The organism is Bacillus sp. MC1252, from assembly GCF_056838025.1.
In genome coordinates, this window is the sequence record NZ_CM166369.1 from 2,453,172 (window position 1) to 2,473,752 (window position 20,581).

The following is a 20,581-nucleotide window of genomic DNA, read 5'->3' on the forward strand; positions in this document are numbered from 1 at the left end:
GTTGAGCACCTAGTGAAAATATGATTTTATCCCTCATCTACATATCAAAAGAAAAAAGACACAAATGGCTGGGAGCCTTTTGCATCTTTTCATGATCCTAAAATACGATTTCGCATATCTGAAATAAAATAAAGGGAGCCAGTGACAAGTATAACCGCCAAGGGATCAGCGCTTTTTTTCTGAATCCATTCAAGCACAGCACGAGGGTCATCGTCATACGATTTTGTTTCTAAATGACTGCAAGCATAAAGCTTTTCCGCTGATTCAGCTCTTGGAAAATCAAACGAAACAAAATGAATAGATGAACTAATGGCTTCAAGCTTTTCAATCATTTGTTTGTACGGCTTATCTTTTAAAGCGCTAAAACATACATGCACCTGTTTACTGGAAAAATGAGCTTGTACGGTTTCGATTAAACGGTCCATCCCCTCTTCATTATGAGCACCGTCGAGATAGACAGGAGGATGATCTTTGACCTTTTCAAATCTCCCAGCCCATACTGCTTGCCGAATCCCTTCATACAAATGCTCTTCTGTCACGCTGATATGGCCTTCTTGAACCAGCCATTCAATCAATAGAACGGCAAGAGATGCATTTTGCCTTTGGTGCGTTCCAATTAACCCTGTTTCAAGCTCTGGATACTGCCTTTTTGGGGTGCGTAACGTGAAACGTTCACCTGTTTCTGTCGGCTGCTGCTGATCAAAGGTACATGTATCATGTAACGAGATGCATACGGCATTCTTTTCTATTGCAGTGTTTTGAATGACAGCTAGTGCCTCTCGTTGATGAACAGCCGTGATCATTGGAATACCATCTTTTATAATGCCTGCTTTTTCAGCTGCAATCTGTTCAAGTGTATCGCCTAAAATCGCCATATGGTCATGGCCAATTGACGTAATGGCCGTTAAGATCGGCACTGCAACATTTGTTGAATCAAGCCTTCCGCCAAGCCCTGTTTCCAATAGGACAAAGTCTACTTGGCGCACATGGGCAAAATAAGCGAATGCACATGCTGTAATGATTTCAAATTCTGTTGCTGCGCCAAGCTCTGTTCCATCTAATTCATCAACATAAGGCTTTATCTCATTCACCAAACTCAGCCATTCTTCATCCTGAATAGACGCTCCATTTACGCTGATTCGTTCATTGAACGTTAAAATAAACGGAGAGGTGAAAGTTCCAACTGAATAGCCGGCTTCCTGTAAAACGGAACGAGTAAACGCAATCGTTGATCCTTTTCCATTTGTACCAGCAACATGCACCGCTTTTATTTTTTGTTCTGGATGGTCTAGTCTGTTCATTAGCCACTTCATTCTTTCAAGACCCGGTTTTACGCCAAAGGCCAGTCTGCTATGAATCCACTCAATGGCTTCATGATAGGTTGTAAACAATGTCATCTCTCTTTTCATACGAAATTTTCAAAAAAGACGACTCCATTCCGTTAGGAGCCGTCTTTTCAACATTATGCTTTCAGCTCTTCAATCCGCTTTTGAACAGCTTCGCGTTTTGCGACATAATCACGTTCTTTCGCACGCTCTTCTTCTACGACACTTTCAGGCGCTTTTTTCATAAAGCCTTCGTTGCCAAGCTTTTTCTGTACTCGTTCTACTTCTTTTGTCAGCTTATCAAGCTCTTTTTGCAGACGAGCAATTTCTTCATCTAAGTTGATTAAGCCTTCAAGCGGTAGAATGAGTTCTGCTCCAGAAATGACAGCCGTCATCGCTTTATCACTAGCTGGGACATCTGTGCCAATTTCAAGAACACTTGGATTCGTGAAGCGCTCAATATATGAACGATTCTTCTCTAAACGCTCCTGAACATCAGATGTGGATGCTTTGATGTAAAGCTCAACTTGCTTGCTCAATGGCGTGTTTACTTCACTGCGAATGTTACGAACAGAGCGAATGAGTTCAACGAGCAGCTTCATGTCAGCAGAAGCTTGTTCGTTCGATAGCTCCGGCTTCACTTCAGGCCATTTCGCAACGGTAATGGACTCACCTTCATGCGGAAGATGCTGCCAGATTTCTTCTGTTAAGAACGGCATAAACGGATGAAGAAGTCTCATCGTTTGATCTAAGACATACGCAAGGATCGAACGAGTCGTTTTCTTCGCAGCTTCATCTTCTCCATAAAGCGGAAGCTTCGCCATCTCAATATACCAATCACAGAAATCATCCCAAATGAAGTTATATAAATGTCTGCCAACTTCGCCGAATTCATACTTGTCAGCAAGCTGTGTGACACTTTCAATCGTTTCATTTAAGCGGGTTAAAATCCATTGGTCAGCAACTGATTTTTCACCTGTCAAATCAAGTTCATCATACGTTAAACCATCCATATTCATTAAAGCAAAACGGGATGCATTCCAAATTTTGTTCGCAAAGTTCCAAGTGGATTCAACCTTTTCAAAACTGAAGCGAAGATCCTGACCTGGTGAGCTTCCAGTGGCTAAGAAATATCTTAATGAATCCGCACCGTATTTGTCGATGACCTCCATTGGATCAATTCCGTTGCCAAGCGACTTACTCATTTTACGCCCTTGTTCATCGCGGATGAGCCCATGAATAAGGACATCTTTGAACGGTTTTTCTCCTGTGAATTCAAGACCCTGGAAGATCATACGAGATACCCAGAAGAAAATAATGTCATAGCCAGTTACAAGCAGGTTTGTTGGATAGTAGCGCTTAAAGTCTTCACTGTCTGCATCCGGCCAGCCCATTGTAGAGAATGGCCAAAGCGCTGAACTAAACCATGTATCTAGGACATCGTTATCTTGTTCCCAGTTCTCAATATCTTCTGGCGCTTCCAGTCCAACGTATACTTCTTTCGTTTCTTTATGGTACCAAGCCGGAATGCGGTGTCCCCACCATAGCTGACGAGAAATACACCAGTCACGGATATTTTCCATCCAGTGTAAATACGTCTTTTCAAATCGATCCGGAACAAATTGGACTTGGTCATCACCTTTTTGCAGGTTGATGGCTTCATCCGCCAGCGGCTGCATTTTCACAAACCATTGTGTAGATAAATATGGTTCAACTACAGCTCCGCTTCGCTCACTATGACCAACTGAATGCATATGATCCTCAATTTTGAATAAAATACCTTCTTCTTGTAAATCTTTCACCAGCTGTTTACGGCATTCGAAGCGGTCCATTCCTTTGTATTGCAGCGCATTTGCATTCATTGTGCCATCTTCATTCATAACAAGAATTCGCTCTAGCTCATGGCGGTTTCCAAGCTCAAAATCATTCGGGTCATGAGCAGGTGTAATTTTCACAGCACCTGAACCAAACTCCATATCGACATAGTCATCACCGACGATTGGGATCTCACGTCCTGTAATTGGTAAAATGACTGTTTTTCCAATCAAATGCTGATAGCGTTCGTCTTCAGGATGCACAGCTACTGCCGTATCTCCAAGCATTGTTTCAGGTCTTGTTGTCGCAATTTCAATTGAACCTGTTCCATCTGCCAGCGGATATCTCAAGTGATAAAACGCCCCTTGAACATCCTTATAAATCACTTCAATATCAGAAAGTGCAGTCTTTGTTGCTGGATCCCAGTTAATGATGTACTCTCCGCGATAGATAAGCCCTTTTTCATATAATTGGACAAACACTTGGCGTACAGCTTTATTCAGACCTTCATCTAATGTAAAACGTTCACGCGAGTAATCTAGGCCAAGACCCATTTTCGCCCACTGGCTGCGAATAAAATCAGCATATTCTTCTTTCCACTTCCACGTTTCTTCCACAAACTTTTCGCGTCCGAGGTCATAACGGCTCACGCCTTCTTCGCGAAGCTTTGCCTCTACCTTTGCTTGAGTGGCAATACCGGCATGGTCCATCCCTGGAAGCCATAGAACGTCAAAGCCCTGCATCCGTTTCATGCGCGTCACGATGTCTTGAAGTGTTGAATCCCACGCATGCCCAAGATGCAATTTTCCTGTCACGTTTGGTGGAGGAATGACGACTGTATATGGATCTTTCGTTTTATCATTTTGCGCTTCGAAGAATTTCCCTTCAAGCCAGTACGTATAGCGGTCTTTTTCAATCGCATTTGGATCGTACTTTGTTGGCATTTCTTGATTATTTGTTCCCATTTGTGTTACCTCCACATTTTTTCGGCTGATGAAACATAAAAAAAGCCTTTCCATCCTTATAAAAGGACGAAAAAGCTTTTTCGCGGTACCACCTTTTTTCACGGAGCACATACATGTGTCCCGTACACTCTAAAGGATAACGGGGTTCTCCCGAATTTCTCTACTTGTTCATTCAAGAAATTAAGCTCACAGGCGACCTTCCAAACAAGCGCATCCTAGGAAACCTTTCAGCTATTGGTTTCCCTCTCTTTAGGGTCTTGCTCGTACTCTTCCTGGTCCATGCTTACGATATATCACGTTCATCAGCACATACTCATCTTTTATTAATATTACTAAATGCCTTTTGTTTTCGTCAATCATCTTTTCCGCTTTTCTTCTGCTTTATACAAATTGGGCAGGCACCCTTCGCTTTATTGCCCATATGATAATAACAAAATGAAGAAGGAGGGCGTTTGATTTTGAAGAAGTTCAATCCTTACACACTTCCCCCCTGGCTTAGACAAATTCGGGCAGTTGCCTCCCAAGTCGTTCTCCCGATCGCCATATTTCAAGGGTTTCGTACGATCATTTTCCCCACAACATTTGACGTCCTCATCCTAGGTATTCTTATTTTTCTCGCTTGTGCCTTTCACCTTGATTGGTTTTAAAAACTCACGTTTATGTATCGGTCATTCCTTTACAGAGAAATGATAAAGCCAACACAAAAACGCCTCGTCATTCTGCTGATGACGAGGCGTTTTGTTCTTCTTCAAGGCGTCTAGCCTGCTCAATCTCGTGAATCTTCATGACGGTCGGCTCTGAATTTTTCATTTGCCAATACGCTCTTAATAGCTGCTGACAGCTTTCCATCTCATCCTGCCCGCCTGCTTCATAGGCTTTCACCGTATCAAACAGACCTTGCGGATAAGCAAGGTAGCTTAAGAACAAATGAAGCTCTTCCTCCCGAAGAGGATTTCCTTTTTGATACGTATAAAACAAGGAAGTGCATTCAGGACAAGACGTAGGATAGGTTTTGAATGTCCGAAAGTAAAAGGTCAGAAGGTCATAAATGGGGGCGGCCTTTTTGGACCGCTCAAAGTTGGTGAAATGTCCTGTTCCTACATCATTATACAAAAAGTGATGGATCGATAATTGTCCATGATTTAACACAACACGTGTTGTCTCTTGATCTTTCATTTCCTCGTGCCAATCCTCTAATCGTTCAAGCGCAAATTCACTGGCAGACATAGCTTCTGAAAAATACATAGCAGCGGCCAGCTCAAATGGCGACATATACCAAGTTTGCTCTGCCCGCTCTATGAATCGTTCATACATGTCTTTCTCTGTTTCCCATTTGGCCTTGATTTGTGTGTAGTGAGCTTCAATTTCTTGCTCTGTGATGTCCACCATCACTTCAGTTCGTTTATGAAGTCTTGCAATCTCTTGAAATAAATATTCATGTTTATCATCCTGCTCTTCTCTCTTTTCATTCGTCAGCCATGGCATGAGATAATATGCGTACTGGCTTTCCCGATGACTTGAGAAAAAGGAACCGCTCTTCGTCCGATAAATCGGCACAAAGGAGCGATAACCTTTTGATTCTAATTCAAGCATTTGCTCTGTAAACTGCATTTGTCGATTGGCTTTTACTCGCTTTAGTGCAAATACACCCTGCTTTGTATACACCTTGACGACAGCAGGACTGACAGGTTCAATGTATTCAGCCTCAAGCCCGTATTCGTATAGGACAGATTGAATTTCATCCACGTTCACTCACCACATTTTCTCGGTCGGTCATCGCTTGCTATGCATTGCTTTTTTGATATTCAGGAATATAAAGAACCTGCCCTTCTTCAAGCTCCGCATCGACCGATAATGAGTTCGTTCGAAGGAGCTGCTGCACATTCAACTGATATCGCTCACAAATACGATCGACCGTATCTTCTTGCTGAACTATACAAATTTTCATGCGAGAAAAATCTTCCTCCTCCTGCTTAGCGAACAGCTTCGTTAAATAAAGAGAATTCTCACTGCCAGACGTTTCTCTTACTTCATTTTCAGGCTCCTCCGCTTCTTGGGCAGACTCATACACCTTTGGTTCTTCCCGTTCATATAATCGCTCTATTTGGTAAGTGTCATCCCGCTCCTCCTGCACCGGTTCCATATGATAAGCAGGTGGTTCAAATGCCGGATAAGCTGGAATCGTTTCTTCTTGCTCTTCAGCTGCTTCAGGGTCTTTTCTCACTTCCACCTCAAAGAACGTCTCATCTCGCTCCTCTTCTTCTAATAGCTTAGGCGGTTCAAAAAATGGCGGCTCTAGCACCTGAGCTTCGGGGAAGGAGCGATAACCAAGTGTCACTGCTTCTGCTTGGTCCTCCGGTTCTTCCCGTTCTTCCAATTCTTCCGTCTCTTCCTCTTCTTCCATACTCAACTGCTCTATTTCAATTTCTTCCTCTTCTTCCTGATCTTCTTGTTCGGTACGTACGTCTTCAATTTGTAATGCAGCCTGTTCCTCATAGTCCTGACGTTCATCGCTTTGCAGCTCTTCTTGTTCCTCATGTTCCGGCTGCGCCTGATATTCATAGGTCACATCACCATATTCCTCTTCAGTACGATAGACAAATTCATAAGGCTCCTCTACAGGCACTCGAGGCGTTTCTTCATCTAACAGACCTTCAATCGCTAGATCAGCCTGAATGGTGAGCAAACGGCTTTCTGTCAGCTGGTAATCAAACGCATCAATAAACACAAACACATCATTTAAATGACTGATTTTGTTCTTAGGGATGGTGATATCAACTGGAAATTGATGCAGAAGCTCGGCTGTTCCGTCCTCTCTTACCTTCACCTCATCAGCTTGCCTGTATGATGCATAGGAACTGGATTCACCCAATTGCTCCTCTTGATTTATGTTGTATTCTCCTGTTAGCTCGAGTGAACCTCTAATGGAAACATAATCATTCACTTCTTGAACGAGAATGTCAGGATCGAGAGAAATTGACAGCAGCTCACTGACTTCCTGTCCGTTTTTGAAATAAATGGATTCTTCTACCGAAAACTGTAATCGATTGTTTTGAGACAAGTCGGTGTCCTCCTTTCATCTAATCCTTCAAAATAAAATTAGATGTCAATACAGGTGTATGTGGGAGGCGGTGAAAATATGATTGGTTTTATGCAAAGCAAAAAGCCGATATGTCTCCATATCGGCTCTTGTTTATCGACGTAGTTTTTGAAAAACCTTTTCCACTGTCTCAATCGTATATTCGATGTCTTGATCAGTATGAGCAGTTGATAGGAACAGCCCTTCGAATTGAGAAGGTGGAAGGAAGATGCCGTGGTCAGCCATTTCCTTGTAGAATTCAGCGAATAAAGCGAGATCAGCTGTTTTCGCTGTATCATAATTTACGACTTGTTCGTTCGTAAAGAAGAATCCGATCATGGAACCTGCACGGTTAAATGTTAATGGAATCCCATGTGCTTTCGCCGCTTTCGAAATTCCTTCTTCCAAACGATCTCCTTTGCGTCTAAACTCTTCATAAGACTCAGGTGTCAGCTGTTTTAATGTTTCAAGGCCTGCTGTCATCGCAAGCGGGTTACCAGATAACGTTCCTGCTTGATAAATCGGACCGCTTGGCGCAATTTGTCTCATAATGTCCGCTCTTCCGCCATAAGCGCCGACCGGGAGACCGCCTCCGATTACTTTGCCAAGGCATGTAAGGTCAGGCGTAATGCCAAAATAGCCTTGCGCGCAGTGATAATCCACACGGAAGCCTGTCATGACCTCATCAAAAATGAGTAAAGAGCCATATTGCTCCGTGATGTCTCTCAATCCTTGCAAGAAACCTTCTTGCGGAGGGACAACGCCCATATTTCCTGCAACTGGTTCTACAATGACACCTGCAATGTCGTCTCCAAATTCTTGAAAAGCGACTTTGATGCTTTCTAAATCATTGTATGGAACGGTGATCGTATTGCTTGCCGTACCTTCAGGGACACCAGGGCTATCTGGAAGTCCAAGCGTTGCCACACCCGAACCAGCTTTAATGAGCAAAGAATCACCGTGGCCATGATAGCAGCCTTCAAATTTCACAATTTTATTTCTGCCTGTAAAGCCGCGTGCTAGACGAAGTGCACTCATTGTCGCTTCTGTTCCAGAGCTGACCATCCGAATAACCTCAATGGAAGGAACTCGTTCTGATACAAGCTTAGCTAACTCATTTTCAACTAAAGTAGAAGCACCGAAGCTTGTACCTTGTTCAGCTACTCGCTGAATGCTTTCAACCACACGGTCATTCGTATGTCCTAAAATGAGCGGTCCCCATGATAAGACATAATCAATGTATTCATTTCCATCAATATCGTATATCTTTGCGCCTTTACCTCGCTCCATAAAAATCGGGTCTGTGTTGACGGATTTAAATGCACGTACAGGGCTGTTGACACCACCAGGCATTAAATGCTGCGCTTCTTCAAATGCTTGCTTAGATTTTTCATAGCTACGTCCCATTTCAACGTCCTCCTGTCTATCCGTTCTTTATTCTGAGAGCCATTTTGCCGCATCTTTTGCATGATACGTAATGATTAACTCTGCTCCTGCACGTTTCATGCTTGTCAGCATTTCAAGTACAAGCTCTTTTTCAGAAATCCAGCCATTTTGAGCTGCGGCTTTAACCATTGCATACTCTCCGCTCACATTGTAAGCGACAACAGGGAGTGTACATTCATTTTTCACATCACGCATAATATCTAAATAAGAAAGAGATGGTTTGACAATCAGGAAGTCAGCCCCCTCTTCGACGTCAGATTGCGCTTCTCTCAGTGCCTCTAAACGGTTTGCAGGGTCCATTTGATACGTTTTACGATCTCCAAACTGCGGTGTACTATGCGCTGCATCACGAAACGGACCGTAAAAAGCACTTGCGTATTTCACGGCATATGACATCACAGGCACATGAATAAAGCCAGCTTCATCAAGTGCCTCACGGATTGCGATAACAAAGCCATCCATCATGTTTGAAGGAGCGATGATATCTGCACCTGCACGCGCTTGGCTAACAGCTGTTTTTGCTAAAAGCTGAAGAGATTCATCATTTAAAATTTCGCCATCTTCAACGATTCCACAATGTCCATGATCTGTATATTGGCATAAGCAAGTATCTGCAATGACAACAAGCTCAGGGAAATGCTTTTTGATCTCAAGCGTTGCTCTTTGAACAATGCCATGATCGTGATACGCCTCACTGCCCACATGATCTTTATGATCTGGTACACCAAATACAATGATGGATTGAATGCCAAGATCCACAAGCTCTTGCACTTCTTCTTTCACAAGATCCACCGAAATGTGATATACCCCCGGCATTGAAGGCACTTCTTTCCGGACATTTTCTCCCTCAACAAAAAAGATCGGATAAATGAAATCAGATGGTCTTAAAAAAGTTTCTCTGACTAGTTCTCTCATTCCTGCGCTTGTACGCAATCTGCGGTGTCTATTAAATTTCATCATTGGTTCAACTTCCTTTCAGATAGATGGCACATCAAATCCAGCATCCCGTCTATCGTATAAATATCTGGGGTTTCTGATGAAATCCCGTATTGAAGCAGTGCCTCTTTTGTAAGAGGACCTATCGTCACAAAACAAGTGTCAGATGCAGCTAACTTCGCTACATCTGCCTCCATGGCATGCATAAATGAATGAACAGTGGATGAGCTCGTAAATGTAATAAAATCAAATGATTGCTCCATCATTGCCGATTTGAGGGCGGCAATTCCCTCCTCATCCTTGACTGTTTCATATAAAATCCATTCCTTTACTTCTAAGCCAAGCGGAACGAGGGTTTGCTTCACCACATCTCGTGACAGGTGGCCTTTTGCTACAAATACACGCTCTCCCGGGAGCACATGGTCAAGTAAGGCATCTGCCAGCTCTTCCGCTATAAATCGTTCTGGGACCACATCAACCTTGAAGCCATGCTGCTCAAGATAGGCAGATGTTTTCTCACCTACAGCAGCTACTTTCAAGTGGGATAAGCTCTTATGTAAATGATGCTCCTCTATATAACTAAGAAAAAAAGACGCACCATTTACACTCGTGAAAACAAGCCAATGGCTTGCTTCTAAGTCTTTTAAAAATGCCTTCGCTTTTTCTTGTGTGAGCGTAGGCTCAAACCTGATAAGAGAGGTTAAAACTGCATGACCGTTCAGTGCTTCAATTTTCTGCTGAAACACACCCGCTTGACGTTCATTTCGAGTGACAAGCACCGTCTGTCCGTAAAGCGATTTGGCTATCGTCATTGGGAAGACAGATCCTTTTTCACCTTGTCGATCAAATCCTTTGCTCCCTTATCAGCCATCTGCTTCGCGCACGCTGTACCAATTGCCTCAGGGTCAGTGCCTGTTACGGTTTCTTGAATAATCGTGTGCCCGTCAGCAGATGCCACAAGACCCGTCAGTTCAATTTCATCATGCTCATTCATCGTTGCATAGCCAGCGATCGGCACCTGACAGCTTCCATCCATTTGTTTGAGGAAGGCTCTTTCAGCGAGGACCGTTTTCTTCGTATATTCATTCGTAAATTGAGCAAGGAGCTGCAATAGCTCTTCATCATCTCCGCGGCATTCAATCGAGAGCGCGCCTTGTCCAACGGCAGGCAGGCAAGTATCAGGAGATAAAAATTCCGACACGACCTCTTTGCTCCATCCCATTCTGGACAGGCCGGCAGCAGCTAGAATAATGGCATCATATTCTTCATTTTTCAGTTTCTCAAGTCTTGTGTCAATGTTTCCTCGAATCCATTTAATCTCAAGATCTGGTCTCTCCTGAAGAAGCTGGGCACTGCGCCGTAAGCTGCTCGTTCCCACAATGGCTCCCTTTGGCAGTTCATGAAGGCGGAGATGATCCTTTGAAATCAGTGCATCCCGCACATCCTCACGCTCAGGAATACAGCCGATGACTAAACCTTCCGGAAGAGAAGCCGGCATATCTTTCATGCTGTGCACCGCCATGTCAATGTCATGGTTCAGCATCGCCTGTTCAATCTCTTTGACAAATAGCCCTTTTCCGCCAACCTTTGATAAGGTCACATCTAAAATTTGATCACCCTTCGTTACAATTTCTTTAATTTCAAAAGAATAAGAAGGGTTTAGCTCAGACAGCTTTTGAATGACCCATTTTGTTTGTGTAATCGCAAGTTTGCTTCGTCTAGAACCTACTTTAATTGTACGCATTACGTCTTCCTCCCGACAATGCCCTTAAGACTCATCATTATTGAAACCAATGAAAGGTTGATAAGCTACCAAGCAGAAAATAATTGATCATCAGCACAAGAAATGAAGCGACATTCCAACGTGCCACGATTTTGCCCTGCATATTTCTCACCAATCTGATATATAAGTAAAAGCCGTATAAAAACAGCATAATAAACGAACCAAGCACCTTTGCATCTGTCCAGTACAACGTATCATACGAAATATATGCCCAAATAATGCCGAGAATTAAACTAAGCAAAAGCATTGGCACACCAATAATATTTAAGACATACGCCATATGATCAAGCTTGGATAAGTCTTCAATTCTCAAAAGCCATTTTCCCCATTTTTTCTTTTTTAGCAAACGATATTGAAAGAGATAGAGAAGCGAAAAAGCAAATGAAAGAGAAAAGGCACCGTATGATAAAATGGCCATCGTAATATGAATCACGAGCAGTTCACTCGTCAGCTTCCCCGCCAGTTCCGCCGAATGGAGATCAGATGGTGTAAAGGTGTGAATCGCCATCATGGAAAAACCAATTACATTTGTAAAAAAGACAATAAACTCAACGCGCAATACTTTTGTGAGAACGAGTGAAAGTGTCACAAGCACCCACGTATAAAAATATAACCCCTCTGCTACATTCAACACAGGGAATCGGTCTGTTTCCATCATAATATAGAACATGTAGACTGTTTGCAGCAGCCAGACAATAGAAAGCAACCAGAAAGCCATTTTTCCAGCCTTCCGGTTGTGTTGAAGAAAATCTATGAAATAGAACAAGACACTGAGTGCATAGATCAAGATCGTCGCTTCGTTGAGTCTCGCTACAATGGGTTCCATCATCGCTTAATCACTCACTGGCAACTGTAGCAAAGCCTTGTGCCATATTTGGTTTGAACAGCTGAAATGACCCTTGCTCTACCTGTACAGGCTCTTCCTTTTGCTCTTCATCTTCAACCTGTAAATCAAAGATTTCTTTAAAGAGTAAAAGTTTTTCTTCTGCATTCGGCTCCCCGGCAATTTCTTTTGCCTTTAAAATAGGATCTTTCAGCATTTGATTGATGATGCTTTTCGTATGTTTATTTAACAGCTTCATTTCACGGTGTGTGAGGTTTGGAAGCTTTCGTTCAATGCTTTGCATCGTATCCGCTTGAATCGTGAGCGCCTTTTCTCTTAGAGCAGAAATGACAGGAACAACACCAAGTGTATTAAGCCATTGCTTAAATTCCACAATTTCAGCTTCAATTAGGAGTTCCACCTCTTCAGCCACTGCACGGCGCTCTTTTAGGTTGGCTGCCACAATGCCCTCAAGGTCATCAATGTCATACAAAAAAGCACCTTCTACTTCAGAAATGGCTGGATCTAAATCACGCGGTACTGCAATATCCACCATGAATAGAGGTCTGCCTTTCCGCTTTTTATTCGCACCTTCGACCATTTCTTTTGTAATCACAAATTGTTTAGCACCAGTCGAGCTAATCACAATGTCCGCTTCAGATAATGCTTTTTCTAATTGGTTTAAGCTTTTAGGCTCTCCTGAAAAACGTCCGGCCAATTCTTTTGCCTTCTCATACGTTCGATTAATGACCGTCACCTGACCAATTCCTTGGCCTTGAAGGTTTTGTGCTGCAAGCTCGCCCATTTTACCCGCACCAAGAATAAGGACATGCTTATCAGAAAGACGTCCAAAGATTTTTTTGGCAAGCTCGACAGCTGCATAGCTGACAGACACAGCATTAGACGCAATATCTGTTTCCGCATGAGAGCGTTTTGCAACGGTGACCGCCTGCTTAAATAAATAATTGAAAACGGTACCAATCGTCTTCTCCTCTTGAGCTGTTTTAAAGCTGGAGCGCACTTGACCGAGTATTTGTGTTTCACCAATCACCATGGAATCAAGTCCACAGGCCACACGGAATAAATGCTCAACCGCTCCATCGTTTTCATAAAACTTCAAATATGGAGAGACATCCTCTTTTTCTAAACCGAACCAATCTGCTAAAAATCTTTTTATATAAAACCGACCAGTATGAAGCTGATCTACAACTGCGTAGATCTCTGTTCGATTACATGTTGAGATGACGATATTCTCTAGAATGCTTTTTTCTTCTTTAAGCTTGGACATCGCTGCTCCGAGCTCGCTCGGTTCAAAGCTCAGCTGTTCCCGTATCTCAACAGGGGCTGTTTTATAATCTAAACCCACAACAAGAATATGCATAACTTCAGCTTGCACCCCCAACGCCCTGTCTAATTTATAATAATTATAATATAGAATTTATTATTTATAATGATTATAACATATATTCATTTTTAACTGGATAAAAATTGTGAACAGATTTCAAAAATGTTGTGATATAGTAGAAAAATGTTCGACATCGATTATGCCATATCATCACTTCAAGCAATTTACCAGATTTGGCGCGTGCGGACAAATGATCTGCTTAAAAGAAGGTGACATCTTTGAAGAAGAAATCCATTTTGCTGCCGCTCACTTTGCTGGCTGTAGCGCTATATGCCATTCTCTCAGGAGGTCAATTTGACATTTGGAAGGATCAGGAGAAATGGTATACACTTGTACTGCTTTTTGGCCTTGCTTTCTTATATCAAGGAAAGAAGGAGCAGGAAACCTCTCATGTGTTTATCGGTATGCTCATGACAGGCCTTGCGCTACACTTTATCCTTCAGCCGAAATTGGACCATTGGCCAGACACATTTACGATGATTGTGTTCATCGTCGGCCTTGCGCTTTTGATGAAATCATCTCAGAAAAAGGAATACCGTATAGAAAGTGCTGCTTTAATTGCACTCGGTCTGTTTCTTTATTTCTTTCAGCAAATTACAAAACAGCTTAGCTCACTCTCTATCCCTACTTCCGGCTTTGAATTGTACTGGCCCTATGTACTGATTGCTGTCAGTCTCCTCTTATTATTTTTAAAAAGGAAATAACTTATACAATAAAAAGGCATCTGCTATGTGCAGATGCCTTCTTTTAGCTGTTAATCTTTGCAAGGATCGCATTCCAAGCTTCATCTTTTCCCTTTTTCGTTTCAGAAGAGAATAAAATTAATTCATCTGATGGGTCAATGTCGAGCGTCTGTTTGACGACTTTCGCATGTTTTTCCCATTTGCCTTTTGGAATTTTATCCGCCTTTGTCGCAATGATGATCACAGGAACTCCATAATATTTAAGGAATTCATACATGTTCACATCTTCTGCTGATGGCTTATGACGCAGATCCACAATTTGGACGACTGCTTTTAATTCTTCACGCATCGTAATATACGTTTCGATCATTCTGCCCCAAGCTTCACGCTCTGTTTTTGATACTTTGGCAAAGCCGTAGCCCGGAACATCCACAAAATGGAGCATATCATTAATAATGTAGAAATTAAGCGTCTGGGTCTTTCCTGGTTTAGAAGACGTACGTGCTAAATTTTTACGATTAATTAATGAGTTAATGAACGAGGACTTCCCAACATTTGATCGTCCAGCAAGAGCGATTTCCGGTAGTCCCCCGCTTGGGTACTGCTCTGGTTTCACCGCACTAATGACGATATCTGATTTTGTTACTTTCATCTTCCCTCTCCTACTAACGCTTTCTCAAGCACCTCATCTAAATGTGAGACTGGGATAAAGGTTAGTCCTTGTCTCACACTTTCAGGAATATCATCAATATCCTTCTCGTTTTCCTTCGGAAGAATAATGGTTTTCAGCCCTGCGCGATGTGCGCCTAATGCTTTTTCTTTTAATCCGCCAATCGGAAGCACTCTTCCTCTTAACGTAATCTCTCCTGTCATACCAACCTCTTTTGACACAGGACGTCCTGTGAGTGCTGATACAAGAGCCGTCGCAATGGTAATACCAGCTGATGGCCCGTCCTTTGGAACCGCACCCTCTGGAACATGGATATGAATATCATGCTTTTCATTAAAATGAGGATCAATGTTCAGTTCATCTGCTTTCGAACGAATATAACTGAATGCCGCCTGCGCAGATTCTCTCATGACATCACCAAGCTTACCTGTTAACAAAAGCTTGCCTTTACCTGGCGAGAGTGATACCTCAATGGATAAGGTGTCTCCACCAACTGTAGTATACGCAAGTCCTGTGACAACGCCCACTTGATCTGTCGTTTCAGCCTGACCATAACGGTAAAGCCTTTTTCCGAGATATTCAGATAAGTTCTTTTCCGTCACCGTGATGCGTTTGCGGTCTTCAGCCACAATCGCTCTTGCCGCTTTTCGGCAAATTGCCGCAAGCTGACGCTCTAATCCGCGAACTCCTGCTTCTCTAGTGTAATAGCGAATCATATCGTAAATCGCTGCTTCACGAAGCTGTAAGTTCCCTTTTTTTAATCCGTGCTCCTTTAGCTGCTTCGGCAGAAGGTGATCTTTCACAATTTCTGCTTTTTCAACCTCAGTATACCCTGCAATCGTGATAATCTCCATTCTATCACGAAGTGGACCTGGAATGGTTGCTAAATTGTTGGCTGTGGCGATAAATAACACTTGAGACAAATCAAATGTCTCTTCAATATAGTGATCGCTAAAGTTATGATTTTGCTCTGGATCTAACACTTCAAGCATAGCAGATGACGGGTCCCCTCTAAAATCAGAGGACATCTTATCAATTTCATCTAAAAGGAACACGGGATTCATGGTGCCTGCCTTACTCATACCACGGATGATACGGCCCGGCATCGCACCTACATATGTTCTTCTATGTCCACGAATCTCAGATTCATCACGTACACCGCCAAGAGAGATACGGATAAACTTTCGATCAAGTGACTTTGCAATGGATTTTGCAAGTGACGTTTTCCCTACTCCAGGAGGTCCTGCCAAGCAAAGAATCGGTCCTTTTAATGAATTTGTCAGCTTCTGTACAGCAAGATATTCAAGCACACGTTCTTTCACTTTTTCCAGCCCATGGTGCTCATCATCTAAAATTTGGCTTGCAAGCTTTAAGTCTAGACGATCTTCTGTATAGATGCCCCACGGAAGATTGATCAGCCAATCAATATAATTTCGAATCACAGAGCTCTCAGCAGAGCTTGAAGGGATTTTTTCATAACGATTCAGTTCTTTTAACGCAGTCTCACGAACAGAATCCGGCATGCCGGATTCTTCGATTTTAGACATTAATGTACTGACTTCACCTGTTTTTCCTTCTTTGTCTCCAAGCTCTTTTTGAATGGCTTTCATTTGTTCACGCAAATAATATTCTTTTTGCGTTCGTTCCATTGAACGTTTGACACGCTGTCCGATTTTCTTTTCAATCTCCAGCACTTCTTTTTCATTGTGGATCAGGCTGATCACCCGGTTCAGCCGTTTTTTGACATCTACTGTTTCCAGTACTTCTTGCTTGTCTTTTAATTTGAGCGGCAGGTGAGAAGCGACGATATCTGCCATTCTTCCCGGCTCCTCGATATCCGTCACCGTTGCGTATGTTTCAGCTGAGATTTTTTTTGAAATTTTTATGTACTGATCAAAGTGATCTAACAAAGTGCGCATGAGTGCTTCTGCTTCTGCGTCTTTTAATTCTTCTTCTGCCAATTCTTTAATATCGACTGACGTATAGTCCTCTAGCTCCACATATGATTCGATCTGTGCTCGATTTAAGCCTTCAACGAGTACACGAATCGTTCCATTTGGCAGCTTCAGCATTTGTTTAATTTTTGTGTAGGTGCCGACTTTGAAAATTTCTTCTTCACCTGGTTCGTCTATTGAAATTTCCCGCTGCGTTGCTAGAAAAATCATATGATCGTTCATCATTGCCTGTTCTAATGCTTGAACAGACTTCTCGCGTCCAACGTCCAAATGCAAGACCATTGTTGGATAAACAAGCAAACCTCGCAATGGAAGGAGCGGAACATTCTTTTTGATTTCATCTGCCATGTTGATTGACACCTCCGTCACTAGTATGAATCATTATAATATACCTGTTTCAGTCTTGTACAATGTAAAAGACCTGAGAAATGATGATCTTATCGTAGTATACCCTTTCTTTTTATCTTGAAAAAGAAAAAAAGATCTATTTCATTAAAAAATCCCCATATGTGATGGGGATTAAACAGATTTTCTTTTCATTTCTTCTTCTAGTCCATCTTTCTTCTCGTCTGGCGGGTTGACCAGACACTGATCCAGCACCTCTTGGAAGTGCTTCACAGGCACAATGGTGACCCCTTCAATCTCTTTTAAGATCGACTGCTGGTTATCATAAGGGATAATCACTGTTCTGGCACCAGCTTGTTTGGCTGCCTTAATTTTCGGTATCACTCCACCGATCGGCTTCACCTGACCTTGCAATCCAATTTCACCCGTCATGGCGGTTAGATGATCGATCGGGATTTGATGAATGGCTGAGAAAATCGCGGTGGCCATCGCAATCCCAGCAGACGGCCCATCGATAGGGGCACCGCCTGGAAAATTAATATGGATATCATATTCATTTGTGCGTATGCCTAAGTTTCTAAGTACTGTTAATACATTTTCAACCGAGCCTTTGGCCATACTTTTTCGTCTGATGGATTTAGACTGGTTGCCAATGCTTTCCTCTTCTGCAATACCTGTAATGTTGATACTGCCTTTTTCCAGCGCCTTACATATATTCACTTCAATCTCAAGCAGGGCGCCGCTATTTGGTCCATAAACGGCAAGGCCATTTACTACCCCCACTTTTGGCTTTTCCGGTACTTTTTGTTCATACCTTGGCGTCAGCTGGCTTGAATGAATGACCCATTCTACATCAGCTATCGTGATGTCTTTTCGGTTTTCAGTGATAGCCATACCAGCCGCTATCTGCACCATATTGACCGCTTCACGTCCATTTTTCACATAGGAGGTTAACAGGCTTAGCCCTTCTTCACTTAATTCCTTTTGAATTTTTTGGACAGCCTTGGCAGCGACGATTTTCAGCTCATGCTGATCAAGGTCTTTAAAGAATATTTCCAAACATCTTGATCTAATCGCTGGTGGAATTTCGTCCGGCGTTCTTGTGGTGGCACCAATCAATCTAAAATCAGCCGGCAGCCCATTTTGAAAAATATCATGAATGTGATTTGGGATTTGGGTATTTTCTTCACTGTAGTAGGCACTGTCTAAAAACACTTTCCGATCCTCAAGCACTTTCAGCATTTTATTCATTTGGATTGGATGCAGTTCTCCAATCTCATCTATAAACAGAACCCCGCCATGAGCATGCGTGACTGCTCCTTGTTTCGGCTGCGGAATGCCTGCTTGTCCCATTGCCCCTGCCCCTTGGTAAATCGGGTCATGCACGGAGCCAATTAAGGGGTCTGCAATGCCTCGTTCATCGAATCTCGCTGTTGTGGCATCAAGCTCTACAAACACCGCATCTTTCTTAAACGGAGAATCAGCATGACGCTTCGCTTCTTCCATGACTAGACGGGCAGCGGCTGTTTTTCCAACACCCGGCGGTCCGTAGACGATGACATGCTGAGGGTTAGGTCCGCATAGTGCCGCTTTTAGTGCACGAATGCCGTCTTCCTGCCCTACAATATCTTGAAAACCCTTTGGCCGGACTCTCTCTGATAAAGGTTCACTCAATTTGATCGATCGCATCTTTCTGAGTGCTTCCATTTCTTTCTTTGATTCTTTGTCTATCGTCACCTTTTGTGTGCGCTGATTTCTCAGTAAGTTCCAAAAGTACAGCCCGATGACGATACCAAAGAACAGCTGTATGAATAGTACGATTCCTGTCCAGCTCAATCGGTGCTCCCTCCTTCATCTATCGTATGTATGGTTTCTGTCTGCTAGTATTTCCTAGAGCTGGACGGAATAAACACGTCTTCCACGATAAATAAAAAACTCCTGAATCAAAAAGATTCAGGAGTGATCACTTCTCTTATGCAGATGTTTTTGTATCTTTATTAACGACTGTGCCATCCTTTAACACAAGACGCGGCGGTTCAGCATCGGCAACCGTTTCACCAGTGATGACACATTTTTCAATATCATCACGAGATGGAAGGTCAAACATCACATCAAGCATGATGCCTTCAATGATGGAACGAAGACCACGAGCTCCTGTTTTACGCTCAATTGCTTTTTTCGCAATCTCGCTGAGAGCATCTTCTTCAAACTCAAGCTCCACATCGTCTAGCTCAAGCATTTTTGTATACTGCTTGACTAGCGCATTTTTAGGCTTTGTCAAGATTTCTACAAGTGCTTTTTCATCTAACGGCTCGAGACTTGCAATAACCGGCAGACGACCGATGAATTCTGGAATTAAACCGAAGCGAAGCAAGTCTTCCGGCAGTACTTTTGATAGAAGGACTTCTTTTTCAAGGTCTTCGATTTTATTATCCGCACCGAATCCAATGACTTTTTGACCTAGGCGGCGTTTGATGATTTGCTCAATGCCGTCAAAGGCTCCACCACAAATGAAGAGGATATTTGTCGTATCAATTTGAATGAATTCTTGATGAGGGTGCTTACGTCCACCTTGAGGCGGTACGCTAGCAACTGTTCCTTCAAGAATTTTCAAAAGGGCTTGCTGTACACCTTCCCCAGATACATCACGAGTGATAGAAGGGTTTTCTGATTTTCTTGCTACTTTATCGATCTCATCGATGTAGATAATGCCTTTTTCCGCTTTTTCTACATCATAATCCGCTGCTTGGATCAGCTTTAGTAAAATATTCTCTACGTCTTCACCAACATAACCTGCTTCAGTTAATGATGTTGCATCTGCAATCGCAAATGGAACATTTAAAATACGAGCAAGCGTTTGAGCAAGTAATGTTTTACCGCTTCCTGTTGGTCCAATCATAGAAATATTACTTTTCGAAAGCTCAACATCATCAATCTTGCTGTTGGAATTGATCCGTTTATAGTGGTTATAGACCGCTACAGCTAAGGATTTCTTCGCATTCTCTTGTCCGATGACATATTCATCAAGAATCTCCCGAATTTCATGAGGCTTCGGAACATCCTTGAATTCAACTTCTTCCTCAGTGCCGAGCTCTTCTTCAACTATTTCCGTGCAAAGCTCGATACATTCATCACATATATATACGCCAGGTCCTGCGACCAGTTTACGCACTTGATCTTGCGTTTTTCCGCAAAACGAGCATTTTAATTGACCTTTTTCCTCGTTGAATTTAAACATTCTTTCACCCCTTATTCTTCTTCACTTGCCTGTAGCTAGCAGTCAGCTACCTTTCTGGGTCCAGTATGTATGCATTTTACCATACTTTCCTAAAAGACGGTAATGATGTGTTT

General features: G+C 42.7%; 16 protein-coding genes and 1 other annotated feature. Of the genes, 2 read left to right on the top strand and 14 right to left on the bottom strand.

Translation table 11 applies throughout. The features are described 5' to 3' along the window. Positions 1-89: 89 nt before the first annotated feature. Positions 90-1,397 (bottom strand): bifunctional folylpolyglutamate synthase/dihydrofolate synthase, encoded by a 1,308-nt coding sequence (locus tag ACYH0L_RS12650; RefSeq protein WP_482354488.1) that lies wholly within the window; start codon positions 1,395-1,397, stop codon positions 90-92. Between the two features lie 65 nt (positions 1,398-1,462). Continuing rightward, the gene (locus ACYH0L_RS12655; protein WP_482354084.1) at positions 1,463-4,105 is read right to left on the bottom strand and encodes a valine--tRNA ligase; all 2,643 of its coding nucleotides are present in this window, start codon (positions 4,103-4,105) and stop codon (positions 1,463-1,465) included. 59 nt (positions 4,106-4,164) lie between these two features. Next, positions 4,165-4,394: a binding site (T-box leader), on the bottom strand. A gap of 169 nt (positions 4,395-4,563) precedes the next feature. Here ACYH0L_RS12655 and ACYH0L_RS12660 point away from each other — a divergent pair. Next, positions 4,564-4,752 carry a hypothetical protein gene (locus ACYH0L_RS12660; RefSeq protein WP_264007688.1) on the top strand — a complete coding sequence of 63 codons (189 nt, stop codon included), beginning with the start codon at positions 4,564-4,566 and terminating at the stop codon, positions 4,750-4,752. A 67-nt stretch (positions 4,753-4,819) separates the two neighbouring features. Here the strand turns inward: ACYH0L_RS12660 and ysxE are convergent, their stop codons facing one another. From ysxE to hemA, 8 genes are all read right to left on the bottom strand, one after another. Next, positions 4,820-5,851 carry a spore coat protein YsxE gene (ysxE, locus tag ACYH0L_RS12665; RefSeq protein ID WP_367307794.1) on the bottom strand — a complete coding sequence of 344 codons (1,032 nt, stop codon included), beginning with the start codon at positions 5,849-5,851 and terminating at the stop codon, positions 4,820-4,822. A 37-nt stretch (positions 5,852-5,888) separates the two neighbouring features. Then, positions 5,889-7,166 (bottom strand): LysM peptidoglycan-binding domain-containing protein, encoded by a 1,278-nt coding sequence (locus ACYH0L_RS12670; RefSeq protein ID WP_249704998.1) that lies wholly within the window; start codon positions 7,164-7,166, stop codon positions 5,889-5,891. Between the two features lie 132 nt (positions 7,167-7,298). Next, complete coding sequence (gene hemL, locus ACYH0L_RS12675; protein WP_230030520.1) at positions 7,299-8,591, bottom strand: glutamate-1-semialdehyde 2,1-aminomutase; 1,293 nt, start codon at positions 8,589-8,591, stop codon at positions 7,299-7,301. 27 nt (positions 8,592-8,618) lie between these two features. Further along, on the bottom strand, positions 8,619-9,590 hold the full coding sequence (gene hemB, locus ACYH0L_RS12680) for a porphobilinogen synthase (protein ID WP_099727798.1): 972 nt from the start codon (positions 9,588-9,590) through the stop codon (positions 8,619-8,621). After that, positions 9,587-10,378: a uroporphyrinogen-III synthase gene (locus ACYH0L_RS12685; RefSeq protein ID WP_099727799.1), complete on the bottom strand. Its 792-nt coding sequence runs from the start codon at positions 10,376-10,378 to the stop codon at positions 9,587-9,589. Before ACYH0L_RS12685 ends, hemB begins: the two co-directional genes overlap by 4 nt. Next, entirely contained in the window at positions 10,375-11,310 is a 936-nt protein-coding gene (hemC, locus tag ACYH0L_RS12690) for a hydroxymethylbilane synthase (protein WP_249704997.1), read from the bottom strand. Before hemC ends, ACYH0L_RS12685 begins: the two co-directional genes overlap by 4 nt. Positions 11,311-11,347: 37 nt before the next feature. Continuing rightward, entirely contained in the window at positions 11,348-12,178 is an 831-nt protein-coding gene (locus ACYH0L_RS12695; protein WP_099727801.1) for a cytochrome c biogenesis protein, read from the bottom strand. Between the two features lie 7 nt (positions 12,179-12,185). Beyond that, the gene (hemA, locus tag ACYH0L_RS12700) at positions 12,186-13,553 is read right to left on the bottom strand and encodes a glutamyl-tRNA reductase (protein WP_099727802.1); all 1,368 of its coding nucleotides are present in this window, start codon (positions 13,551-13,553) and stop codon (positions 12,186-12,188) included. A gap of 242 nt (positions 13,554-13,795) precedes the next feature. On the opposite strand from hemA, the gene ACYH0L_RS12705 reads away from it, so the two are divergent. Beyond that, positions 13,796-14,281, top strand: a complete 486-nt coding sequence (locus ACYH0L_RS12705) for a hypothetical protein (protein ID WP_256498856.1) — start codon at positions 13,796-13,798, stop codon at positions 14,279-14,281. A gap of 43 nt (positions 14,282-14,324) precedes the next feature. On the opposite strand, the gene yihA is transcribed toward ACYH0L_RS12705, so the two are convergent. From yihA to clpX, 4 genes are all read right to left on the bottom strand, one after another. Beyond that, positions 14,325-14,912: a ribosome biogenesis GTP-binding protein YihA/YsxC gene (yihA, locus tag ACYH0L_RS12710; RefSeq protein ID WP_099726970.1), complete on the bottom strand. Its 588-nt coding sequence runs from the start codon at positions 14,910-14,912 to the stop codon at positions 14,325-14,327. Next, on the bottom strand, positions 14,909-17,233 hold the full coding sequence (gene lon, locus ACYH0L_RS12715; RefSeq protein ID WP_099726969.1) for an endopeptidase La: 2,325 nt from the start codon (positions 17,231-17,233) through the stop codon (positions 14,909-14,911). Before lon ends, yihA begins: the two co-directional genes overlap by 4 nt. Before the next feature lie 171 nt (positions 17,234-17,404). Continuing rightward, on the bottom strand, positions 17,405-19,066 hold the full coding sequence (gene lonB / locus ACYH0L_RS12720) for an ATP-dependent protease LonB (protein ID WP_249704996.1): 1,662 nt from the start codon (positions 19,064-19,066) through the stop codon (positions 17,405-17,407). Between the two features lie 136 nt (positions 19,067-19,202). After that, positions 19,203-20,468 carry an ATP-dependent protease ATP-binding subunit ClpX gene (clpX, locus tag ACYH0L_RS12725; protein ID WP_256498860.1) on the bottom strand — a complete coding sequence of 422 codons (1,266 nt, stop codon included), beginning with the start codon at positions 20,466-20,468 and terminating at the stop codon, positions 19,203-19,205. Between the last annotated feature and the right edge of the window lie 113 nt (positions 20,469-20,581).